Raw genomic sequence first — 23,022 nt, forward strand, 5'->3', positions numbered from 1 at the left:
ACTACAGAGGTGACGCCGGTGTGCCGAAGTAGCCGACATGTCCTACGCACACACACGCCGCGCGGTGCTCGCCGGCGCGGCAGCAATCGGTACGACCGGATCGGCCTGGCCCCGGCCCGCCCCAGCCGGCAGCGCCCGGATCGTCGGGGAACGACATCTGGACGAAAGGCTGTTGGAGTTGACCGTCGACTCCCCCGCGCTGGGCGACCGGAGCACCGTGGCCCTGCTCACCCCGCGCGGCTGGGACCGGCGCCGACCCGAGGACCGCTGGCCGACCCTCTACCTACTGGCGGGCGGCGACGGCGACCACACCACCTGGACGACGCTCTTCCGGGTGCAGGACCTGCACGAGTTGCAGGACGTGCTGGTGGTGATGCCCGGCATGCCGCTGTTCGGCTTCTGGACGGACTGGTGGAACCACGGCGAACGGGGCGCACCCCGGGTGCGGACCTACTTCCTCCGTGAAGTGCTCCGCCTGGTGGAAGGGGAGTACGGGGCGGACCGGCAGCGGGCCGCGGCCGGGGAGTCCCAGGGGGGCTTCGGCGCCCTGGGAATGGCCGCCCGGGTCCCCGGACTGTTCGGCGCCGTCGCCGCGTTCGGGGCCCCGGTGCACCCGATCCGGCACCCGGAGATGTGGCTGTCCGGCGCGAAGTTCCTGGGGGTGGACGGGTACGCGGTCTTCGGCGATCCGTGGGAACAGTGGAAGGTCTGGCTGGACTGGGACCCGTACCACCGGGCCGAGGGGCTGCGGCGCACCCCCGTCCACCTCGCCTCCGGGGACGGGACCCCCGGCCCCCTCGACGGCGAGGAACCCGACCCGCACATCCCCGGCACCGAGAAGTGGGCCGCACTCGCCGACCCCGGGGTGGTCTCCCTCACCGAAGCCGTCTGCGCCGACGAAGCACGGCTGTTGGCGGGACGTCTGGCCTCCCTGGGGGCTCCGGTCACCACCCACATCTACCCCGGCACCCACAGCGGGACCTACGGACACCGCGAACTGCGCCGCGCGCTGCCGATGCTGCTGGACGCCCTGGGTCCCCGGGGCGCGTCGGAGGGCGTCAGCCGGGGAGGTGCCGGATGAGCAGCAGGGCGATGTCGTCATGGCCCGGGTCGGTGAAGTCGCGGGAGACCAGCGTGTCGGCCAGGAACTCCAACCGGGACTGCGCATCGCCGTCCCGGGTGCCGACCGCCCACCGGGCGAGAGCGTCCCGCACCCGTTCCACGGCCGCGTCGTACGGACCGTCCGGGGTGTCGACCAGGCCGTCCGTGTACAGCAACAGGGTGGCTCCGGGGGCCAGTACGCCGTGGTGCACGGGGTAGAGGTCGTCGGGCAGACAGCCCAGCGGGAGGCCGCCCTCCGCGACGACCTCGTGGACCGTCCCGTCCGGCTCCGTCTGGAGGGGGTGCGGATGCCCGGCCCGGACCATGCGGTACTCGCCCGTGCCCACGGCGATGTCCACGATGCAGCAGGTGGCGAACCGTTCGGTGTCCAGCCCCCACAGCGTCTGGTTGCCGCGGCACATCAGTCCGTTGGCACGGAAGCCGTCGGAGGCGTGCGCCCGTAGGGCCGTGCGGAGTTGACCCATCACCCCGGCGGCCTGCGCGCTGTGTCCCTGGACGTCCCCGATCACCAGCGAGGCGCCGCCGTCGTCGCGGGGCAGCACGTCGAACCAGTCGCCGCCCACCTGCATCCCGCCGGCCGCCGGCCGGTAGCGGGCGGCGATGGCGTAGCCCGGCAGCCGGGGCAGCGAGCGGGGCATCATCAGCCGCTGGAGGTCGGTCATCCGGCGCCGGGACACGTCCGCGAGCCGGGTGCGGGCCAGGGACTGGGTGAGGATGCCGGAGATCGCGGTGGCGACGGTCTGGTCGTCGGAGGTGAACTCCCGGGGCTGCGCGTACGAGATCAGACAGCTGCCGACGGTGCCGTCCGCCGAGGCGAGCGGGAGCAGGACGAACGCGTGGTGCTCCCGCGGCGGCCGGAAACGGGGGTCGGGGAAGCGTTCGAGGTAGGCGGCACGCGACGGCAGGAACAGCGGGTGCCCTTCCGCGAGGGCCGCCACCAGGGGGTTGTCGCGGACCGTGCCCATCAGCCGCAGGCGCTCCCGGGCCGGTTCCTCGTAGCCGATGGCGCCCTCAAGCAGCAGCCTGCCGTCGTGTTCGATGTGGAGCGCCAGGGCACGCCCGCCGACCTGCGGGAGCACGATCCGGCCCATCACGTCGAGGATGTCGCGGGTGGCGCGGGCGGCGGCGAACGCCCTGGTCACCCGGAGGACGAAGTCGCGGCGGGCCTCCCTGCGGCGCATCCGTTCGTGTTGTTCGGTCTCGTCCCAGGAGACGCCGATGACGCGGTCGGGCGTGCCGTCCGGGGCGCGTTCGAGGGCTCCCTTGACCTCGATCCAGCGCAGGGTGCCGTCGGGCAGCACCACCCGGTACGCGGCGTAGTAGGCGCCCGTCCGCAGGCTCTCGTCGAGCGCCCGGTCGAGGGCGGCCCGGTCCTCGGGGTGGACCGCGGCGCGGAACGTCTCCACCCGGGAGTCGAAGTCCGCCGGGTCGAAGCCGAACAGCCGCATCTGCCGCTCGTCCCAGACCAACTCGCCGGAGGGGACGTGCCACTCCCAGGAGCCGATGGAGCCGCTGGACATCGCGAGTTCCAGCCGGGTCTGGCGGCTGCGCCGGAACGCCGTGCGCTCGGCGGGGTCGAGCTTCGGGCTGCCGGCCGGCACCCCGGCCCGGTCCAGGGCCACCAGGTGGTCGATGCGGTGGGCGCACAGGGTGGCGACCATCGCCAGGTGCCGGTCGTCGGCGGCGCTCAGCGGCCGGGGCGGGTCGAGCATGACGAGCAGCGCACCGAGGCAGCGGTCGTCCACCAGCAGCGGCGCCGTGACGAACGCGACCGGCCGGGCGCCCGGCTCCGGGGACCCGTCGGTGCCGGGCGCGGCGACGCCGGCGCCCGGGTCGTCGGCGAGGCCGTGGAAGAGTCGTCGTTCCCGGGCGGCGACGGACACGGCGAAGGACGCGTCCGGAGCGAGGACCGGGAAGCGTTCGACGAGGTCGACGGCGAGTCCGTGTTCGGCGGTGAGCCGGAGCCAGCCGTCGTCGCCGGCGAGGTAGAACGCTCCCGTGTGGCTTCCGCTGCCCGTGCGCAGCGCGTCGAGGGCGGTGACCAGGAGGGTCCCGGTGTCCCGGGCGGCGAGCAGGGCGAGGACGGCACCGCGCAGTCCGGGACCGCCGGCGTCCGGGCCCGCCGGGACGCGGGGCTCCGCTTCGTCGTACGGCCGTTCGTCGGTGCGGTCTGGAATCACGGTCGCCGCTCCTCGCGAGGGGCCCGCTCGTGGTGCGTGCCGTGTGTGCGGTGCGTCCGCTCCCCCGGAAGGGGGCGGCTCCCGCCGGCGGCACCGCTTCGTGCGGTGACGGTCTCGTGGTGTCCCGCTGTGCGTGGTGTCCGTTCGGGTGGTTGCGTCGTGCTGCTCACTCTAGGAACAGTCGGCACGGGCCGCCAAACGTCGCGCGGCGGCCGGGACGCGGGGGAGGTCCGGAGCGGCCCGGGCGCCGGGGCTCGCCGGGGAGGAATCCTTTACCTTTCTTTGCCTTCCGGAAGGGTTGGATCCGGTGCGGGACCTTCGCCCCTCGCGCTCCGTTCCGGGGGCGTCGACCCTGGAGCTGAGGGCCCGGTGCCGCACGGCGGTGCCGTCCGTCCCGGACGCCCCGGGACCGGTCGGCCACCCCCCGGCACCGGCACGACGACCGAAGCTCCAGACCGACCAGCCCGCAGGACCGGGTGTTCCCCGAGGAGGCCGCGGTACCGGTGAAGACTCCTGCCGCTCCACACACAGACGCACCTTCAGCACCGCACGGGTGGGACACCACCCTCACGCCGGAAGCCGTCGAGGCCCTGGTGGCCGACGCGATCACGGCACCGTCCCTGCACAACGCGCAGCCGTGGCTGTTCCGCTTCGATCCGGAGCGCCGGGTCTTCCAGGTGCGGGCGGACCCGGAGCGCCGGATCGCCCTGTCCGACCCCGAAGGCCGGGCCACCCACCTGGGCTGCGCCGCCGCGCTGTTCAACCTGCGGGTCGCCGCCACCCGCGCGGGGTGGAAACCGGTCACCACCCTGCTGCCCGACCCGGCGGACCCGTACGCCCTGGCCGAGGTCGGGCTGGACGACGGCCGGGCCCTGTACGACGCGACCCGGGAGCCGTACCGCAAGACCACGGAGACCTACCAGTGGTCGGGCGAGCCGTACGACGGCACCGCCGACGCGTACGACGAGCTGACCGACCTGTACCCCGCGCTGCGCTGCCGCCGGACCACCCGGGCGCCCTTCAGCGACGAGCCGATCGACGAACAACTGCTGGACACCCTGCGGCGGGCCGCGCTGATCGAGGGCGCACGGCTCGCGTTCGCCGACGAGTTCCACCGGGAGACCGTGTTGCAGCTGGGCCGGGAGGCCGAGCAGCGCACGCTGTCCGACGAGGCGCTGCGCGCGGAGCTGGCCTCCTGGGCGGGCGAGGCCCCGGACGGCGGGCCGCGCAGCGACGGCGTCCCGACGGCGGCCTTCGGCCCGCGCTCCCGCGCGGGGAACGGGCCGGTGCGGGACTTCGACGTGGACGGGACCGCGCCGCGGGCGACGGTCGACTTCGAGCAGGGGCCCCGGCTGGCCGTGCTCGGCACGCACGGTGACACCCCGGTCGACTGGCTCCGGGCGGGCCAGGCGCTGGAACGGGTGCTGCTGGAGGCGACCCTCGACGGTCTCGTCACCTCGCTGGCGTCCGAGGCCCTGGAGTGGGACGAACTGCGCTGGGCGATCCGGGACCCGCTGACCCCGATGGGACACGTCCAGATGGTGGTCAGGTTCGGCTACGGGGAGCCAGGACCGGCGGCCCCGCGGCGGACCGTCTCGGAGGTGTTGACGTACGCCGGAACGGCCGGGGAGGCGCCCGCGGCCTGAGCGGTACGACGGCCACCCGACCGGTGCGGCGACCCGGGGAAGCCCCGACCGTCAACCTTGATTGACACACGGCATGACGTCAACCATGATTGACGTCATGTCAGGACGATCACGCACCGCCCGGCCCCGCGGCAGCACGGGGACCGGCCCGGGCCGCACTCGAGCCCTGCTGCTGACGGGCGCCCTGAGCGGCCCCCTGTTCACCGCCGCGCACCTGGTCGAAGGGGTGCGGCGCCCGGACCACGACCCGGTCCGTGACCCGGTCAGCTCGCTGGCGCTCGGCCGCCGGGGAGCCGTCCAGACCGCGGCCTTCCTCACCACGGGCGCGCTCACCGCGGCGGGCGCGTACGGCTGGCACCGGGCCCCGGCACCCGGGGCGGGCACCTGGGGGCCGCGACTGCTCGGGCTCTGGGGCGCCGGGCTGATCGGCGCGGGACTGTTCACCACCGATCCCGCTCCGGCCCGGGCACCGGCCGCGTCACCGCGGACCGTGCGCGGGGCCCTGCACGACGCGTCCTCGCTGGTCGCGTTCGCCGCGGTGACCGGCGCGGCGCTGACCCGCCTGAGCCGACCGCGACGGAGGCGGGAGCCCGGCTGGGCCGGGTACTCGGCGGCGACGGCCCTGACCTTCACCGTGGCGATGGGCGCCGCGATCACGGGCCATGAGCGGCCCGGTTCGGGGCTCGCCCGCCGCGCGGGCCTCTACCAGCGGCTGGCGCTCACCTCCGCCCTGGCCTGGCAGAGCACCCTGATGCTCCGTCACCTCCCGTACGGCAGCGGCCCGTTGCCCTGCGCCGGAGGTCCCCGGTGAACCCGGTGCCGAAAACGGGCCCGTTCCGGACCCCTGATGGGGTACGACGAAGGCTCCGAATGTGGCTCGATCCGACGGGTTCACCGCTTCGGGTGGCGCACCCCGGATACCGCCCGCACCCGCCCCGCGGGCACGGCACGCTGGGGGCCGGGCCGGCACGATCGACCCCGGCCCGGGAAGGACGAACATGATTCGCGGCATCGATGTGAGTGCCTATCAGTCGTCGTTCGACACCGACGGGCTGTCCTTCGTCATCGTGAAGGCGACCGAGGGCCGTTCCTACATCAACCCCCGACAGACCGCCCAGGCCAAACAGGCACGGGACGCGGGCTGCGTGGTGGGCTTCTACCACTTCCTGTGGCCGGGCAACATCAAGGCGCAAGCCGCGTACTTCGTGGAGAAGTGCGCTTCCCAGGGCTCCGACCTGCTCGCCGCCGACTGGGAGTGGACCGGCGACAACACCCGGGCCAGCAACGCCGAGAAGGACGCCTTCCTCAAGGAGGTGAAGAGACTGCGCCCGACCCACCGGGTGCTGCTCTACTGCAACCGGGACTTCTGGCTCAACCACGACGACACGTCGTACGCCGGTGACGGGCTCTGGATCGCCGACTACACCTCCGCCGGCAGGCCCCGCATCAAGGCCGACTGGAAGATCCACCAGTACACGGACGACCCGATCGACAAGAACCTCGGCGACTTCTCCTCCGAGGCAGCCCTGCGGAGCTGGGCGAGAAAGGCCTGAGGCCATCGGCCCCGGCGACCGGTTGGTCCGACGGGGCGACCGGAGGGTCGCCGCGCTCGCCGGCCGCCACGGTTCAAGGCGCCGCTCGGGGTGACGCCTTGAACCGCCGCGGGACCGGAGGGAACGGGGCGCCCTAGCCGGCGGGGTGCGCGCGGAAGGCGGCCGGGCGTTCCCGGTCCGCCTCGGCCAGCGCCTTCACCACCGCGTCCACCCCGCCGCGCAGTCCGTACACGGGAGTGTCGGGCTGCTGCCGCCAGGAGTCGTCCAGGCCGCCCGCGTCGACGGTGTCGAAGCCGATCTCGTCGACCAGGTCCCGCACGACCCGCTTGGCGGCCTCGTCGTCACCGGCCACCGGCACGGCGAGCCGGTCGGGGGCGCCTGCGGGTCGGCCCCGAGTCGTGATGTCCTCGGCGTACGTGCCGTTGAACACCTTCACGACCGGGCGGCCGAGGTGCCGCTCGACCCAACGGCTCTCCGGCAGCCCGTCCTCGATCTCGGCTATCAGGCCGTCGCGCTCCTGCGGGTAGTAGTTGTGGGTCTCGATGACGACCAGGTCGTCGTCGGCCCCGGCGAACAGGTCGGACGGCAGGTCCGGCACCGCCTTCAGGGGAACCGTCACCACGACCACCCGGGCCCCGCGGACCACGTCCGCGGCGGAGGCGGCGGCGGTGACCCCGGTCTCGGCGACGAGTTCGCCCAGGGTGTGCGGCCCACGGGAGTTGACGATGGTGACGCTGTGCCCCACGGCGGCCAGCCGACGGGCGAGGTTGCCGCCGATCTGTCCGGCGCCGATGATGCCGATCTGCATGAGGTACCCCCAACGGGTGTGGCGAGCAGTCAACGGAGGCAACCTCCGTTTAGCCGTGGGGTATTCCCTGTCCGCGAAGAACTCCGGACGGAGTACGGGACGGATTCCGGGACCGCGCGAGGGGTCCCGGAAGCCGTCGGCCGGGCCTACTTGCTGAGGTGGGCCCAGAACTCGTCGAAGGAGAGCAGCTTGTCGCTGTTCGTGTCCTGCGCGCCGATGATCGCCTCGGCCACGGACTCCGTGACGTTCCAGTCACCGAGCTGGGCCATGGCGGTCTTGTACTCGGCCGCCGTGATGAAGCCGTCGCCGTCCGCGTCGAACCGCTCGAACGCCTTGCGCGCTGCCTCGATGTCCGCCACCGGGTCCACCCCTTAGTTTCGTCCTGCTTGACGGGGTCAGATTATCGGCCCGTGCGCGTCCCCCCGTACGCCGCACCCCGGGGCCGGGCCCGAGACCAGCGGTTCGGCCGGGGCCCGAGGGGCGTGCGGGGGCGCGCCTCAGCGGAAGACGCCCGTGTGCCCGAGGGAGTAGCGGCCCGGCTGGGGGTAGACGGCGAGCCCGTGGGGACCGGAGCCGACCTTGACGCGGGCGAGTTGGGCGCCGGTACGGGTGTCGATGGCGTACACCTCGGAGTCGTACCGTCCCGAGAGCCACAGCACCTTGCCGTCGGCGGAGACCCCGCCCATGTCGGGGCTGCCGCCGTCGGGCAGCCGCCACTTCCTGCTGACCTCGCCCCGGGCGAAGTCGAAGACGGAGACGGTGCCCTCGCCGCGGTTGGAGACGTACATCTCCTTCGAGTCGCGGCTCACGTACAGGCCGTGGCACCCCTTGCCGGTGGGCAGCAGCGTCGGCTCGGCGAAGGAGTCCCCGTCCAGGACCCACATGCCGTGGGCCATCATGTCCGCGATGTAGAAGGTCTTGCCGTCCGGGGAGACCTTCACGTCCTGGGGCATCGCGCCCTTCAGGGGCAGTTTCCGCTGGGCGACGACCTCCTTGCGCAGGGTGTCGACCTTGAGGAGTTCGCCGGAGAACTCGCAGGACACGATGAAGTAGCGTCCGTCGATGGAGAAGTCGGCGTGGTTGACGCCGTAGCAGCTGACCGGTTCGGTCTTCCTGATCTCCATGGAGTGCGGATCGCGGAAGACGAGCTGGCGGTCGAGCGAGGCCATGACGACGGCGTGCTTGCCGTCGGGGGTGAAGTACAGGTTGTACGGGTCATGGACCGGTACCGGCTTGCCCGCCTTGCCGGTCTTCGGGTCGATGGGGGTGAGGGTGTTCCCCCGGTTGTTGTTGACCCACAGGGTCCGCAGGTCCCAGGACGGCACCACGTGTTGGGGTTGGGCCCCGACCTCGATGGTCTCCACGACCCGGTACGTCTCGGGGTCGATCACGCTGACGGTGTTCGATCCGGTGTTGGGCACGTACACCCGGGACGGGAAGTCCTTGACCACCGGGGAGAGCCGGTTCGGGCGGTCCTCGGAGTAGAGGTCCTTCGGGTCCACGACCGGCGGCATCCCCGGCAGCACCTCGACCCGGGGCGTGGGCGCGGGGGGCGGGGCGCCGCGCTCGGTCCTGCGGGCTTCGGCTTCGGCGCCGCGCCCGTCGCCCTGGGCGCCGCAGCCCGCGAGGGCGACCAGCGCGGTCGGACCGAGCAGGGCCGTGGCCACCCGGCGCGTGAGCTTCAGGGGTACGGACATCGGGGCAGCGTCCTTCGTGGTCGGCACCGCGCGACCCGTGCGCGGCGGTCGGGCTTATCTGACTCCTGCCCGCACCACAAGGACCACCCGGGACGGAGCGTCACTCTTCACCCGATAAGATCATCGACTAGCCCGTTGGCGATCTTCGGCACTCCTCAGGCCACTCCCGGCCCCCCTACCGAATGCGCCATTCATCGGCACGCAATCCACCGTTTACCAGGCAAGTGGCCCATCTCACCAATGATTCACTTACCTTTTGTCCAGATTTGCAGACTTTCGCCACGATTCTTACTTTTGGATCATCGGTTCGGGTCTGCCATAGTCGAACTCACGACCTCCCATGACCCGGGCCACGGTCGCTCCATGCAGACGGGAATCCACACCCCCAAAGCGTTCCCGGTGCTTCACGCAGGCCCCCGCCAGACCGCACAACGGTGACCGGGGGCCTTCGTGCATCCCGCGCCGGAACCGCCCCGGGTGCGCGGCACGCCCGGACGGCATCCGCGGTCAGCGGTCGGACACGCGCATCTCGAACCAGGTCGTCTTGCCCCGCGGCAGCAGGTCGACACCCCACCGGTCCGACAACTTGTCCACCAGGAAGAGGCCCCGCCCCGACACGTCCAGCGCCCGAACGGGCATGAGGCAGGGCAACCCCCGCGAGGGGTCGCGCACTTCCACCCGAATCCAACCGCGTCGCCGCAGCAGACGCAGTCCGAAGCGGCGGGCACCGGTGTGCCGGACCGCATTGCCGACCAGTTCGGACACGAGCAACACGGCGTCCTCGGTCAGCTTCTCCGACAGCGCCCACCGCTGGAGGACCACCACCTGTGCGAGTCGACGCGCCTGGGCGGCGGACTCCGGGAGGGACGGCAGGAGGACTTCGCGCTCGGTGGGGTCGCCGTACAACTCCAGCGCGTGCAGCGCCTGTTCATCAGCAACAGCGGGGGACCAACGCGCCGCGGTCGCCCCCCCGTGCCGTCCCGGCTGTTCGATGCCCTCCAGCCCCGCCATGCCCCCCATCATGGCCGTCCGATGGCGGGTCCGGGGCCGTTCCCACGGAATCGACCGGACGGAATCAGCCCTTCCGCAGGAACTCTTTGGTATAGGCCAATGCCGACCGATCCCCCTGGTCACCTCTTCTGACCTGCGGTGACCTCATGCATCTGGGCGATCACCATCAGCAGCTACCGCGCCACCCCCAAGATTCACACCGGGGCCGCACAAACCGCACCATCGGAGTACCGGCACGGCGCCGCGTATCCGGATTTCGCCCGTACGAGGGGCGATGCGGCGCACGGTCGACGCCCCCCGGCTGGTTCGGCGACCCCGCGGCCACCCGGACCGGCCCTCGGGCCGGACCTCGCACCGCAAGCCGCGCCGCGGGGGGCACTTCACCAACTGGGCGTGCTTCAGAGGAACTTGGCCTTCCCGGGGCCGTCCTTCACGAAACTCTCCATACCGCGTTCGCGGTCCTCGGTGGCGAACAGGCTGGCGAACCAGGTCCGTTCGATCGCCAGCCCGGTCGTCAGGTCCGTCTCCAGACCCGCGTCCACGCTCTCCTTGGCCGCGCGCAGTGCGAGCGCCGGCCCTCGGGACAGTGCGGCGGCCCAGGCGTGCGCCTGCGCGTACACCTCGTCCGCGGGCACCACGCGGTCCACCAGTCCGATGGCGAGGGCCTCGTCCGCGCGGACGTGCCGGCCGGTGAAGATCAGGTCCTTCGCCTTGGAGGGGCCGATCAGTCGGGCGAGCCGTTGGGTGCCGCCGGCGCCGGGGATCAGCCCGAGCAGGATCTCCGGCTGTCCGAGCTTGGCGTTGTCGCCGGCGATCCGGAAGTCCGCGCAGAGAGCGAGTTCGCAGCCGCCGCCCAGGGCGTAGCCGGTGATCGCCGCGACCACCGGCTTCGGGATGCGGGCGACCGCCGTGAACGACTCCTGGAGCGCGCCGGACCTGCGCACCATGCCCGCGTGGTCCAGCTGCCGCATCTCCTTGATGTCGGCGCCCGCGGCGAAGACCTTCGCCCCGCCGTACAGGACGACCGCCCGCACGTCGTCACGGCGGGCGGCCTCCTCGGCCAGTTCCTTCAACCGGTCCTGGGTGGCGATGTCCAGGGCGTTCATCGGGGGTCGGTCGAGACGGATCGTGCCGACGCCTTCGGCGACTTCGAGATGCACAGTCATGCCGAGAAGGTTAGCGACCGTTCACGCCGCGCCCCCCGTGCGCTCGCTCACACCGGTGGGGCGCAGGTCACCACTTGCTCCACGGCATGTTCCACCCGTTGAGCCCGTTGCCCGGCTGGATGTGCTTGTCCTTGGAGTTCTTGACGACGACCACGTCCCCGATCAGGGACTTGTGGAAGAACCAGGCGGCCGGGGACTTCTTGTCCCAGCCGCCGCGCACGTCCCGCAGCCCGATGCAGCCGTGGCTGACGTTGCTCTTGCCGAAGACGCCGCCCGCCCAGTAGTTGCCGTGGATGAAGGTGCCGGACGTGGACAGCCGCATGGCGTGCGGGACGTCCTTGATGTCGTACTCGCCGCCGAAGCCGACGGTGGCGCCGTTCATCCGGGTCACCTCGTGCTTCTCGCTGATGACCATCTTCCCGTTGTACGTGGTGGTGGCCGGGGCGCCCGCCGTGATGGGCAGTCGCTTGATGACCTTGCCGTCGCGCACCACGGACATCTGCTTCTTCTTCACGTCCACCGTCGACACCTGGGAACGGCCGATGGTGAACGAGACCTTCTTCTGCTGCTTCCCGTAGACGCCGGGGCGGCCCCGCACCCCGTCGAGACCGAGCGTCACGGTGACCTTGGTGCCGGGCTTCCAGTACTTCTCGGGGCGGAAGTCGAGCCGGTCGTTGCCGAACCAGTGGCCCTTGACCGGGACGGCCGGTTCGGTGGTGATGCGGATGGCGCGCTCCACCGACTCGGGGCGGGTGATGCCCCGGTCGAAGTTGATCGAGAACGGCATGCCGACACCGACGGTGGACCCGTCCTCGGGGGTGAAGGTGCCGACGAACGTGGTCTTGGGCACGAAGGTGGTGAAGCGCGACTCCTTGGTCGACTCGCGTCCCTCGGCGTCCACGGCCACGGCGTGGACCTGGTACGTCGTACCGGAGGAGAGGTGGCGATCGGGGGTCCAGCGCAGGCCGTCCGCGGCGATCCGACCGGGCACCGCACGGCCCTTGGTGTCCTTGACCCGGACCTCGCGGAGCTTGCCGCGCGCCGCGGTGACCTTCAGCTTCCCTTCGGTGGGAACGGACTTCGCGCCGTCGGCGGGAACGATCCGGACGGCCGCCCGGGACGGTGCGGCGTCCGCCGATCCGGAGGCCGCCGGGTCCTTGCCGCCCTTGGCGTCAGCGGCGTCCCCGTCCTGCCCGCCGCCGCCCCCTCCGCAGCCGGTGACCAGGGCGAACGCCGCCGTGAGCGCGATCGCGGCGAGCCCGGTCCGGCGGCCGGCTCTCCTCCCCCCTCCCCGGTGGACCGGGTGCGCACCGGATATGGGTCCCCTCTTCACGGTCTTCACGGTGACTCTCCCCTCGCACGGCCCGAGCGGGCCGGCACCCCCGCGCGTAGAGCGCGCTATGGATCACCCTAGCCACCGGGCGCTGCTCCGGGAGGACCGCGGTTGTCACCGTTCGGTCCCGGATCCCTGTGTGTCCAGGGGCGGTTGGGCGCATCCGCGGGGCGCGCGGGTCAGGGCAGCGCGGAGCCGGAGCGCCACTGCGCCCAGTCGAGGTTCCAGCCGCCGAGCCCGTTGTCCGCCGCGACCACCCGGTCCTCGCTGCGGCGCACCTCCACCACGTCCCCGACGAGGGTCCGGTCGAAGAACCAGCCCGCAGGAGTACGCGAACTGCCGCCCTTCACATCGCGCAGTCCCACGCAGCCGTGGCTGACGTTGCTCTTGCCGAAGACGCCGCCCGCCCAGTAGTTGCCGTGCAGGAACGTCCCCGAGGAGGTGAGCCGGATGGCGTGCGGGACGTCCGGGATGTCGTACTCACCGCCGAAGCCGACCGAGCGGCTGTTCATCCGGGTCGTCTCGAACATCTCCGTGACCACCATCTTGCCGTTGTACGTGGGCGACTTGGCGGTGCCCGCCGTGACCGGGAGGGTGGCGAGCAGGTCCCCGTCGCGCCGGACCTCCATGGTGTGCGCCGCCGCGTCCACCACGCTCGTCTGTGCACGGCCCACCGTGAAGGCGAAGCTCCGGTCCTGGAGTCCGTGGACCCCGGGGGCCGCCTCCACGTCCCGCAGCCGCAGCCGCACGGTCACCTCGGTGCCCGGCTTCCAGTACGTCTCGGGTCGCAGGTCCAGCCGCTCGGCGCCGAACCAGTGCCCGACGACGTCCACCCGCGGTCGGGTGGTGACCTCGACGGCGCGCTCCACGGCGGCCCGGTCGACGACCTTCCGGTTGAACTCCAGGGAGATGATCATGCCGGTGCCGACGGTGGCCCGGTTCTCCGGCGCGGTGTACGCGAGGAACCGTTCGTCGGGGACGCGGGTCCGGAAGGTGGTGTGCCGGGCGGTCCTGCGGCCGTGGCCGTCGAGGGCGACCGCGTCGACCCGGTACGCGGCGGCCGGTGCGAGCCGTTTCGCGGTGGGCCGCCAGCTCAGTCCGTCCCCGGAGACCCGGCCGGGTACGGGCTGCTCCCGGGCCTCCCCGGTCCTGACCACCCGTACGGACTCCAGCCGCCCGTCGGGCACCCGCACCACCAGCGGATCGTTCACCGCGACGTCCCGGCGGGCGTCGGCGGGCCACACCTGGATGGCGTCCCGGGGCGCCCGTGGCTTGCCGGCCAGCCCCTCGGGCCCGCAGGACGAGGCTCCGGTGAGCAAGGACAGGGAGGTGACGGCGGCGGCGAGCGCCGCTCCCGTGCGCGGGGCGCGTCTGAGTAGTCGGATCACGCCCCGCCCAACGACCGTCCGCGCCCCGGGAAACGTGGACCCCGGCCGGGGGCCGGACCGGGACCTAGGTCCAGCGGCCGAGGCGGGGCGGGGCGAAAACCGGTGTGCCGGGCGGAATCCGCCACGTAAGGTCGGTTTTGATGCCCACTACACCCACACCGGCGGAGCCGGTGGAGACGCCCACGCCGCCACCCGCCGGCGAGACCCCTGCCGTCCGCACCCTGCTGCGCCTGTGGCCGTACGTCCGCCCGGTGCGCGCCCGCTGGATCTCCGCCGCGGCCGTCGCCGTGGTGGCGTCCTGCCTGTCCCTGGTCTTCCCGATCGTCCTCAAGTGGCTGGTCGACGGACCGATCACGGACCGGGACCAGCGGGGCGTCTGGCTGGGGGCCGGCCTGCTGCTGACGCTCGGGGTGGTGGAGGCGGTGCTCTTCGGCTTCCGCCGTTGGCTCGTCGCCCGCCCGCTCGCCGCCGTGGAAGCCGCGATGCGGTCCGACCTCTACCGCCACCTCCAGCGGGTACCGGTCGCCGTCCACGACCGCTGGGCCTCCGGCCAGTTGCTGTCCCGGGGCACCACGGACCTCTCGGTCATCCGGATGTTCCTCGCCTTCCCCCTGACGTTCCTGCTGGTCAACGGCGTCACGATCCTCGCGGGCTTCGCCGTGCTGCTGTCCCAGGAATGGACGCTGGGGCTGGTCCTGCTGCTTCCCGCACTGCCGATGATGGTCGTCGGCTACCGCTTCGAGGGCAGTTACTCCTCGGCTTCCCGCCGGGCGCAGGACCAGGTCGGCGACCTGACGACGGTCGTCGAGGAGAGCATCCTCGGCATCCGGGTCATCAAGGGCTTCGGCCGCCACCGCAGCCAGGCGCACGCCTTCCACGAGCTGAGCGGGAAACTGCGCGGCACCGAACTGCACAAGGCGCGGCTGCTGGCCACCGTGCAGGCCTCGCTGACGTTCTTCCCGGAGCTGGCGCTCGGCTCGGCGCTGGTGGTGGGCACCGTGCAGGTCGCCGACGGCAGCCTGTCGGCGGGCACCCTGGTCGCCTTCCTGTCGACCGCGCTCGCCCTGCGCTGGCCCGTCGAATCGCTGGGCTACCTCGTCGCCATGAGCCAGGAGGCGGCCACCGCCACCCGCCGCTACTTCGAGGCGATGGACGCCCCGGAGGAGGACCCCCGCGGCACCGGGGTCCACGACGGACTGCTGCCGGACGACGACGGGCTGCGCTTCGACGGCGTGACGTTCCGCTTCCCCGACGCCGACCCGGACTCCGTACCCGTACTCAGCCGGGTGGACCTGCACGTGCGGCGGGGCGAGACGATGGCGCTGGTCGGCGCCACCGGCAGCGGCAAGACGACGCTCACCGCACTGGTGCCCCGACTGCACGAGGTCGACGGCGGCCGGATCACCCTGGACGGCCGGGACGTCACCGCGATGGACCGCACCGAACTGCGCGAGCTGGTGTCGATGGCGTTCGAGGAACCGACGCTGTTCTCGGCCTCGGTCGCGGAGAACATCCGGATGGGCGCCACCACCACCGGCGAGGACGGCACCGCGACCGAGGACGGCGGCGACGCCGCACTGGAGCGGGCACTCGGCGTCGCCCAGGCCCACTTCGTCGCGGACCTGCCGCACGGACCCGCGACCGAGGTCGGTGAACAGGGCCTCAGCCTCTCCGGCGGTCAACGGCAGCGGCTCGCCCTGGCACGGGCCGTCGTCGGCAGCCCCCGCTTCCTGGTGCTCGACGACCCGCTGTCCGCCCTGGACGTGCACACGGAGGCGGCCGTCGAGGCCGCGCTGCGGGAGGTCCTCGCCCAGACGACGGCCCTCGTCGTGGCGCACCGCCCCTCCACCGTGCTGCTCGCCGACCGGGTCGCCCTGCTGTCCGGCGGGCGGATCACCGCGGTGGGCACCCATCACGAACTGTTGCGCGACAGCGCCGAGTACCGGCACCTGATGTCGGGCGACGACGGCCCCGAGGGGCCCGAGGGGGACCGGACCCGATGACGACGACCAGCGAACGACCCCGACCGACACCCGAGGACGAGTCGCCCGCCCCGACCGGGCCAGGCGACCCCTTCGACCAGGACGACCTGCCGTCCCCCCGAGGGGCGACCGGCACCCTGCTGCGCTCCCTGCTCGGCCCGCACCGCCGCATGGCGGCGGTGACGGCCCTGTGCCTGCTCGTCCAGCAGGCCGCGGTGCAGGCCGGCCCGCTGATCGTGGCGTACGCGATCGACCGGGGGGTCCCCGCGTTCCGCGCCGACGACCACGGGCCGCTGATCGCGGTGGCGGTGGCGTACCTGCTCGCGGCGGCCCTGGGCAGCAGCCTGGAGTACGGGTTCATCCGCCTCGCGGCCCGGGTCAACCAGGCGGTGCTGCTGGACCTGCGCGGCCGGATCTTCCGCCACGGTCAGGCGCTCAGCGTCGACTTCCACGACCGCTACACCTCGGGGCGGCTCATCTCCCGCTCCACCTCGGACGTGGAGGCGCTGCGGGAGTTGCTGGAGGAGGGCTTCCAGGAACTCGTCGGCGTGGTGGTCTCCTCGCTGTACATCACGCTGATGCTGCTCTGGCTGGACCTGGCCATGGGCTCGGTGGCCGTGCTGTCGTTCGTCCCGCTGTACTTCGTCATGCGGATGTACCGGCGGCGGGCGGCCCGGGTGTTCACCGAGCGGTCGTCGGCGATCGCCGATCTGATCGTGAAGTTCGCGGAGACCCTGAACGGCATCCGCCCGGTGCGGGCGTTCCGCCGCGAGCGGGCCAACGACGCGCGGTTCGCGGTGCTCAACCACCGGCACGAGCGCGCCAACGGCGACTCGCTGCTGGAGATGGCGCGTTACGTGGTGCTGTCCCGGCTGATCGCGAACACCGCCGTGGCCGGGATGGTGCTGTGGGGCGGCTACCGGGTCGCGGGCGGCACGCTGGAACTGGGCGTGCTGGCCGCCGCGGTGCTGTACATCCGCCGGCTGTACGACCCGATCGACCGGCTCGCGATGTTCCTGAACTCGTACGAGTCGGCCGGCGCCTCGCTGCGGAAGATCGCGGGTCTGCTCCATCAGCGTCCCTCGGTGCCGGAGCCGGTCGAGGCCCGTGGACTGCCCGAACGCGAGGGGGACCGGCCGGGCCGCGAGGTCGTCTTCGACGGGGTGCGCTTCGCGTACCGCACGGGCGGCGAGATCCTGCCCCGCTTCGACCTGCGCCTCCCGGCCGGCCAGACGGTCGCCGTGGTCGGGTCGACGGGCGCCGGCAAGTCCACCCTGGCGAAGCTGCTGGCCCGTTTCTACGACCCGACCGAGGGCCGGGTCCTGCTCGACGGGGTGGACCTGCGGGACCTGGCCTTCCCGGAGCTGCGGCGCGGGGTCGTGATGGTCACCCAGGAGGCGTTCCTGTTCTCCGGGACGGTCGCCGAGAACATCGCGATCGGCCGCCCGGACGCCTCCCGCGAGGAGATCGAGCGGGCCGCGAAGGCGATCGGCGCGCACGACTTCATCACCGCGCTGCCGGACGGCTACGACACGGACGTCCGCAAGCGGGGCGGGCGCATCTCGGCCGGGCAACGCCAGTTGGTGGCCTTCGCCCGGGCGCTGCTCGCGGACCCGGCGGTGCTGATCCTGGACGAGGCCACCAGTTCGCTGGACGTGCCGGGCGAGCGGGCCGTGCAGCAGGCGATGGACACCGTGTTGCGGGGCCGCACCGCGGTCGTCATCGCCCACCGGCTGTCCACGGTGGAGATAGCCGACCGGGTGCTCGTGATGGAGCGCGGCCGGGTGGTCGAGGACGGCTCCCCCGCCGAGCTGATCGGCGGCACGGGGTCGTTCGCGGGGCTGCACCGGGCCTGGCGGGAGAGTCTGGTCAGCTGACGTCCGGGCCCGGGTACGGGGTCGGCGGGCTTCCGTCTCCGTCGTGTTCGGCTCGGGCCCGCCGGCGCTCCGCGAGCCGCTCCCGCGACCACGCGGTCCACGGGTGCGCGGGTCCGAGCACGCGCGCCCGGGCGTCCGCCACCCGTTCGGCCTGCGTCACCGCTGCCGCGAGCTGACCGAGTTCGCCGAGGACCCGGCTCAGCAGGGAACGGGCGGAGAGGGTCTTGGGGTGGTCCGGTCCGTAGTCGCGCTCGAAGGCCGCGACCACGGACCGGACCAGGGGCAGGGCCCGTCGCTGACGGCCGGCGGTGATCAGCGCGAAGCCGTGGTTGAGTTCGGCGGCCAGGGTGATCGGGTGCCCGGCGCCGACGGTGCCGCGGCAGTCCGCCAGCAGTTCGGGTCCGGTGGTCGGGTCGGGTTCCGGGCCGGCCGTGAACTCCAGGAGGTACGTCCGCGCGACGAGGGTCGCCGGATGGGCCGCGCCCCACGCGGCGGTCCGGCCCGCCACGGCCCGCCGCAACAGCGACACCGCCTCGGTCTGCTCGTCGAGTGCCCAGAACAGCACCGGGGACAGCCCCACGCAGCTCTCCATCGTTTCGACGGCGTCCGCGCCGAACGCGGCGGTGCAGTCCGCGAGGACGAGGCGATGGGCCGCCGCTGCCTCCTCGTACCGTCCGAGGCGGTACAGGGCCCGCCCGACCCGTTGGCGGATCGCGATCACCGCGGGATGGTTCGCGTCCAGCAACCGCGTGCCGCGCGCCACCGCGTCCTGCCCCATCGACAGTGCGGACGCGTGGTCGCCCGCCCGGTGCAGGGCCACCACCAGCCGCAACGCGCGGTCCAGCACGCGCGTCGCGGTCTGCGGACCGACCTCGCCCCACTGGGTCGCCCGGCGCAGCAACGCCCGGACGTGCGGCGCGAACGGGGCGAGCGGCGGGTCCGCGCGCGCCCACGGTCGCGTCGCCTCGGGCAGGACCGTGCCGAGCAGTTCGGCGGCGGCGCCGACGAGTGCGTCGCGCTGGGCGGCCGGGACGCCCCGGGCGATGCTGTCGAGCAGGACGCCGTGGGTGCGCACGCAGCGGGGCGGACCGGGGACGAGGCGGGTGAGCGAGTGGTCGAGCAGCCCGCGCAGCGCCGTTTCCACCCGTGCGCGGGGCAGCACCGCGCCGATGCCGGCACCGGCCAGCAGGGTGAGCGGCAGCGGGTCGTGGGACCAGCAGGCGAGCAGCCGGATCAGGGTGGTGGCCTCGGGGAGTCCCTTGGTGCGCAGGGCGTCCAGGGAGAGTTCCCAGGTGCTGCTGGCGAGATGGCGCGAGTCGTGGCCGCCGCCGTACTCGGCTCCCTGGTCCAGTAGTTCGATGGCGTCCACCTCGTGCCCCCGGTCGAGGGCCCTTCCGTACTCCGTCATGCTCCACGGGCTGATCACCTGGTGCGCCAGGTAGCCGCCGGCGAGGGTGAGCGCGAGTGGCAGCCGTCCCAGCCGGTCCGCGATCTCGGTCGCGTCCTGCACCGTTCCGCTCTCCGGGGCCAGGTCGCACAGCACCCGGGCCGCGTCCTCGCGCGGCAGCACCCCCACGTGGTGCAGTTCGGCGCCGGGCCACCAGTGCGCGGCGACCTGTCGGGTGGTGACCAGGGTGATGCCGCGCGGGCTGGTGCGCAGCCAGCTGCCGTCGCGCAGTACGGACGGGTCGTCGGCGTTGTCGATCACCAGGAGCCACGGTTCGTCGGACCGGTCGAGCCGGTCCCACACCAGGTCCGCGGCGGCGCGCAGTCCGGTGCGCGCGGCGGTGAGTTCGCCTTCGCCCGCCCCGCGGTCCGCGGCGACGGCGAGCATTCCGGCGCGCAGCGAGGTCAGGTCGGAGGCGTTGACCCACAGCCCGATCCGTCCGCCCTCGGTGGTCGCGGCGCGGAAGAGTTCCGAGGCGACGGCGGTCTTGCCGCAGCCGCCCAGACCGTGCAGTACGTAGACCTGGTGGGCGCGGCCGTCTTCGAGGGCGGTCCGCAACCGCGCCAGCAGTTCCGCCCGGTCGCGCAGGACCACCGGCGGGCGTCCCACGGCCGGTCGCCGCACGGAGTCCGGCGCGGTGCCCGAGGTGCCGGGTCGGGCGTCCCCGTGGTGGTGGTGCTCGGTGATGTGCTGGTCCCCGCGGGACTGGTAGACGCGGCCGTTGTCCTCGGCCCGGCCCTCGGTCGATCCGCTCATCGCTCGGTGATGTGCAGATCGTGTCCTGCCTGGTAGATCCGGGAGTCGCCGGAGGCGGTGGCGCGCTGGGTGAGGGCCGGGGTGGTTGCCGGTCCCGGGGCGAGTGCGTCCAGCAGCTTCCGTAGTTCGACGGCGACCTCGGGTCGGTCGAGGAGCAGCCGCCGGATCCGGTCCTGCCAGGCGGCTGCCAGTTCGTCCTCGGCGTCCGGGGCCGTGGTCAGGTCCTCACGGGTGCCGTCCAGTTCGGCGGCCACCGCGTCGGCCCGCTCGGGGCGGGTCCGCCGCCAGAGGGCGACGACCCCGTCCCTGGTGTGCTCCCAGGCGTCGGTGGCCAGCAGGGCGACGAGGGTCAGACCCGCGCTCTGCGCGAGCGCGGTCAGCTCCGGGTCCATGGCGCGCGCTCCTCCCGCTGCTGCGTGGTGGTTGCCGTGTCAGAGGACGGCGGGTGGTCCGAGCGGGGCGATTTCCCGCTCGAAGAAATCCGAGAAATCCTCGCCCGCCCGGTACAGGGACGCGAATTCGGCGAGCGTCGTCGCGATCTCCCCGGGATCGGTGAACCGCCGGGCACCCGCGCCCTTCAACTCTTCGTCGTAGATCACCGCATACATCACCGCATTCCCGAGGACGACGATCTCGGGAAAGGGAACATCACGTTCCCATTCCGCGATCTCCCTGGCGTCCAGTACGCGGATCTCCTCGCCCAACTGCGAGCGGAGCCGAAAGGAGTGCATTTCCCACTGGAGGTACGGAGTGATCGGGAATTCGACGATGCGGAGCCTGCGGAACACCAGGTCGCGGCGCGCGGCGTCCTCGAAGTAGGCGGCGACGGAATCCCGCTCGGCCTCGATCAGGCGCAGGGCACCCGGCCAGTCCCCGCGCGCGAACGCCTCCCAGCTCGGTGAGCCCTGCTCCTTGAACGTCTGGCCGCGCTCGACCTTGGCGAGGAGGCGGATGTCACCGTCGTGGAACCGGCCGAAGTCTTCGAGGTAGTCGGGCCTCTTGAGGACCTCGCCGGCGCCGGCGCGGAAGGAGTCAAACACGGGGGATGTCCGTCTTCGCCGAGATGAGCATGGTGCGGGGGATGACCACGAGACGCTCGTCCGGGCCGATCGAGACGCCGTCCGGTAGGCGGACGCCGAGGGAGGCGGTGAGGTCTCGTCCGATCACGGCGAAGTCGCCGTTCTCCAACTCCCAGATGTCCGGGCATTCGGGGCCGGAGTTGGTCAGGCCCAGTTCCAGGGCCGACTTGCCGAGGCGCCGCTTGAAGTGCGTTTCCCGGTCCGCTTCCCATGGCCTGCTCATCGTGTCGCCCTCCTCCTACCTCGTTGTTCGAAGGTTAGCAGCGACGGCCGGTCAAATGCGTTGTCGCATAAGGTATTTGGCCTGATCGGGTGACAGGCGAAGGGCGGTTGTCCAGCGGTGACGCAAGGGGGTCGGTTCGGAATTCGAACGAGGGCATGAGACCCGGAACCGTCGTCAGACGTATCGGGATCGGGCCGCCCCCGAAGGCGGGCTCACTCCCCGCTGGCATGGGCCCGCAGGAAGGTCCGTACGGCACGTTCGGCGATCGCCCGGGTCTCGGCGGTGGAGAGCGGACGGGTGCCGAGCCGGGAGCGCAGTTCCAGCGGACCGGTGAGCAGGGACAGCAGTTGTTCGGCGGCGTGCGCGGGGTCGCCGGTGCGCAGCCGTCCGGCGAGGGCGAGCCTGGCCAGCCGGTCGGCGAGGGCGTCGGCGACCCGGACCGCCGTGCGTTCCTGCACGGCGACCACGAGGTCGGGGAACTCGGCGACCTGGGCGTGGGTGAGCCAGCGCAGCGCGCCGGCCCGTTCGCCCCGGCAGATCTTCAGCAGGCGGAACGCCACGTCGTCCAGGGCGGCTTCGAGGTCGTCGCCGGGGGCGCGCAGACGGTCCAGGACGGCGAGGTTCTCCTCGGCGACCGCGTCGGCCGCCGCCTCCATCGCCCGACGGAAGAGGTTCTCCTTGTCGGTGAGGTGGTTGTAGACGGTGGGTTTGGCGACGCCGGCCTCCGCCGCGATCTCCTTCACGCCCGCCCCGGCGTAGCCCCGGCGGGCGAAGACGACGAACGCGGCGTCCAGGATGGCCCGCCGCTTGTCGATGCGCCCGCTCCCGCCGGCACCCCCGGCGCCCGTGCCCCGCACGACACCGGTCGACGCGCCGTGTCGCTCCGTCATCCGACCACCCGTGTCCGCCGACCGCTCATGTCCGCATGGTAGCCCGGTGCACCAATTTTGAACCCACGGGTTCAACTCACCAGACCCGCGTGTTTAACTTCCCAGCACAAGGGATTGAACCCGTTGGTTCAGTTTTTCCGGGGCGAGGGCCGCCCGGGGACGACGAGGAGGTCGAGGAATGATCGTCAACATCCTGCGCTTCAGCTTCCGGGACGACACGACCGAGGCGGAGCGGGAGGAGGTGTTGGCCGCGATGCGCCGCACGTCGACCAGCGAGTGGGCGGAGTTCGGGGCGGTGGGCCGGGACGTCGGCGACCCCGCGGAGGGCTTCACGCATGCGTACCTCGCCGGTGTCCGGGACCTCGACGCGCTGGAGCGCTACCTGTACGACCCGGTCCATCTGCGGGGCGACGACGTGATCATCCCCCGGCTCTCGCGACTGGTGAGCCTGCGGCTGTCGGACGACCCGACCCCGGACCTGGAGGAGCGGATCGCCGCGTTGCATCGGGCCAAGCGGGCGAAGCACCCTCGCTGGGCGCGGCGCCCGCTCGATCCGGTGCCGTTCCGCTCCGCGTGCGGGGCAGGTCCCCGCGCCTGTGCCGGGGGTGCGAACCGGCGGGTGTACGGGGTCCGGCCCAGGTCCCCGCGCCCCTACCCAGGGTGCGAACCAGCGGACGCACGAGGTCCAGCCCAGGTGCGCTGAGCGATTGCGCAGTTCCCCGCGCCCCTATCCAGGGTGCGAACCGGCGGGCGTACGAGGCCCAGCCCAGGTCCGCCCGGGGATTGCGCAGTTCCCCGCGCCCCTATCGGGGCCCTTCCGTCCGGGCTGTGCCCCGATAGGGGCGCGGGGAACTGCGCCCCCCC

General features: G+C 72.6%; 20 protein-coding genes. 7 read left to right on the forward strand and 13 right to left on the reverse strand.

The genetic code is table 11. From position 1 onward, the window contains the following. Positions 1–37 precede the first annotated feature (37 nt). On the forward strand, positions 38–1,081 hold the full coding sequence (locus tag ACFWIA_RS29960; RefSeq protein ID WP_387010388.1) for an alpha/beta hydrolase: 1,044 nt from the start codon (positions 38–40) through the stop codon (positions 1,079–1,081). Here the strand turns inward: ACFWIA_RS29960 and ACFWIA_RS29965 are convergent. Next, a complete protein-coding gene (locus ACFWIA_RS29965) occupies positions 1,059–3,302 on the reverse strand; it encodes a SpoIIE family protein phosphatase (RefSeq protein ID WP_387010389.1) in 2,244 nt (747 codons plus the stop codon). The two genes, ACFWIA_RS29960 and ACFWIA_RS29965, sit on opposite strands and share 23 nt — an antisense overlap. A 503-nt stretch (positions 3,303–3,805) precedes the next feature. Here ACFWIA_RS29965 and ACFWIA_RS29970 point away from each other — a divergent pair. From ACFWIA_RS29970 to ACFWIA_RS29980, 3 genes are all read left to right on the forward strand, one after another. Then, on the forward strand, positions 3,806–4,948 hold the full coding sequence (locus tag ACFWIA_RS29970; RefSeq protein WP_387010390.1) for a nitroreductase: 1,143 nt from the start codon (positions 3,806–3,808) through the stop codon (positions 4,946–4,948). A 97-nt stretch (positions 4,949–5,045) separates the two neighbouring features. Beyond that, positions 5,046–5,759 (forward strand): DUF998 domain-containing protein, encoded by a 714-nt coding sequence (locus ACFWIA_RS29975; RefSeq protein WP_387010391.1) that lies wholly within the window; start codon positions 5,046–5,048, stop codon positions 5,757–5,759. A gap of 187 nt (positions 5,760–5,946) precedes the next feature. Continuing rightward, entirely contained in the window at positions 5,947–6,501 is a 555-nt protein-coding gene (locus tag ACFWIA_RS29980; protein WP_385496110.1) for a GH25 family lysozyme, read from the forward strand. Positions 6,502–6,634: 133 nt separating this feature from the next. Here ACFWIA_RS29980 and ACFWIA_RS29985 read toward each other — a convergent pair whose 3' ends face one another. From ACFWIA_RS29985 to ACFWIA_RS30015, 7 genes are all read right to left on the reverse strand, one after another. Next, complete coding sequence (locus ACFWIA_RS29985) at positions 6,635–7,309, reverse strand: NADPH-dependent F420 reductase (RefSeq protein ID WP_387010406.1); 675 nt, start codon at positions 7,307–7,309, stop codon at positions 6,635–6,637. Between the two features lie 146 nt (positions 7,310–7,455). After that, positions 7,456–7,668, reverse strand: a complete 213-nt coding sequence (locus ACFWIA_RS29990; RefSeq protein ID WP_385496112.1) for an EF-hand domain-containing protein — start codon at positions 7,666–7,668, stop codon at positions 7,456–7,458. Between the two features lie 138 nt (positions 7,669–7,806). Beyond that, positions 7,807–9,006, reverse strand: coding sequence for a YncE family protein (locus ACFWIA_RS29995; RefSeq protein ID WP_387010392.1), 1,200 nt, complete (start codon positions 9,004–9,006; stop codon positions 7,807–7,809). Positions 9,007–9,513: 507 nt separating this feature from the next. Then, positions 9,514–10,017, reverse strand: coding sequence for an ATP-binding protein (locus ACFWIA_RS30000; RefSeq protein ID WP_387010393.1), 504 nt, complete (start codon positions 10,015–10,017; stop codon positions 9,514–9,516). A 398-nt stretch (positions 10,018–10,415) separates the two neighbouring features. Then, positions 10,416–11,183 (reverse strand): enoyl-CoA hydratase/isomerase family protein, encoded by a 768-nt coding sequence (locus ACFWIA_RS30005; RefSeq protein ID WP_387010394.1) that lies wholly within the window; start codon positions 11,181–11,183, stop codon positions 10,416–10,418. Positions 11,184–11,250: 67 nt separating this feature from the next. Beyond that, complete coding sequence (locus ACFWIA_RS30010; RefSeq protein ID WP_387010407.1) at positions 11,251–12,516, reverse strand: Ig-like domain-containing protein; 1,266 nt, start codon at positions 12,514–12,516, stop codon at positions 11,251–11,253. Positions 12,517–12,695: 179 nt separating this feature from the next. Continuing rightward, on the reverse strand, positions 12,696–13,904 hold the full coding sequence (locus ACFWIA_RS30015) for an Ig-like domain-containing protein (RefSeq protein ID WP_387010395.1): 1,209 nt from the start codon (positions 13,902–13,904) through the stop codon (positions 12,696–12,698). Between the two features lie 140 nt (positions 13,905–14,044). Here ACFWIA_RS30015 and ACFWIA_RS30020 point away from each other — a divergent pair, with 140 nt between their 5' ends. Both ACFWIA_RS30020 and ACFWIA_RS30025 read left to right on the forward strand, forming a co-directional pair. Continuing rightward, positions 14,045–15,907, forward strand: coding sequence for an ABC transporter ATP-binding protein (locus ACFWIA_RS30020; RefSeq protein WP_387010396.1), 1,863 nt, complete (start codon positions 14,045–14,047; stop codon positions 15,905–15,907). Then, positions 15,904–17,763 (forward strand): ABC transporter ATP-binding protein, encoded by a 1,860-nt coding sequence (locus ACFWIA_RS30025; protein ID WP_387010397.1) that lies wholly within the window; start codon positions 15,904–15,906, stop codon positions 17,761–17,763. The genes ACFWIA_RS30020 and ACFWIA_RS30025 overlap by 4 nt, the downstream gene beginning before the upstream one ends. Here the strand turns inward: ACFWIA_RS30025 and ACFWIA_RS30030 are convergent. From ACFWIA_RS30030 to ACFWIA_RS30050, 5 genes are all read right to left on the reverse strand, one after another. Next, the gene (locus ACFWIA_RS30030; RefSeq protein ID WP_387010398.1) at positions 17,756–19,966 is read right to left on the reverse strand and encodes a tetratricopeptide repeat protein; all 2,211 of its coding nucleotides are present in this window, start codon (positions 19,964–19,966) and stop codon (positions 17,756–17,758) included. The genes ACFWIA_RS30025 and ACFWIA_RS30030 overlap by 8 nt on opposite strands. Beyond that, entirely contained in the window at positions 19,963–20,358 is a 396-nt protein-coding gene (locus ACFWIA_RS30035) for a hypothetical protein (protein ID WP_387010399.1), read from the reverse strand. Before ACFWIA_RS30035 ends, ACFWIA_RS30030 begins: the two co-directional genes overlap by 4 nt. 39 nt (positions 20,359–20,397) lie before the next feature. After that, complete coding sequence (locus ACFWIA_RS30040) at positions 20,398–21,006, reverse strand: DUF6879 family protein (RefSeq protein ID WP_387010400.1); 609 nt, start codon at positions 21,004–21,006, stop codon at positions 20,398–20,400. After that, positions 20,999–21,268: a hypothetical protein gene (locus tag ACFWIA_RS30045; protein WP_387010401.1), complete on the reverse strand. Its 270-nt coding sequence runs from the start codon at positions 21,266–21,268 to the stop codon at positions 20,999–21,001. The genes ACFWIA_RS30040 and ACFWIA_RS30045 overlap by 8 nt, the downstream gene beginning before the upstream one ends. 212 nt (positions 21,269–21,480) lie before the next feature. Beyond that, positions 21,481–22,158: a TetR/AcrR family transcriptional regulator gene (locus ACFWIA_RS30050; protein ID WP_387010402.1), complete on the reverse strand. Its 678-nt coding sequence runs from the start codon at positions 22,156–22,158 to the stop codon at positions 21,481–21,483. 178 nt (positions 22,159–22,336) lie between these two features. Between ACFWIA_RS30050 and ACFWIA_RS30055 the strand changes: the two genes are divergently transcribed. Beyond that, positions 22,337–22,861 carry a Dabb family protein gene (locus ACFWIA_RS30055; RefSeq protein ID WP_387010403.1) on the forward strand — a complete coding sequence of 175 codons (525 nt, stop codon included), beginning with the start codon at positions 22,337–22,339 and terminating at the stop codon, positions 22,859–22,861. The last annotated feature ends 161 nt before the right edge of the window (positions 22,862–23,022 follow it).

It is taken from the genome of Streptomyces sp. NPDC127068, from assembly GCF_042724695.1.
Taxonomy (GTDB): Bacteria; Actinomycetota; Actinomycetes; order Streptomycetales; family Streptomycetaceae; genus Streptomyces.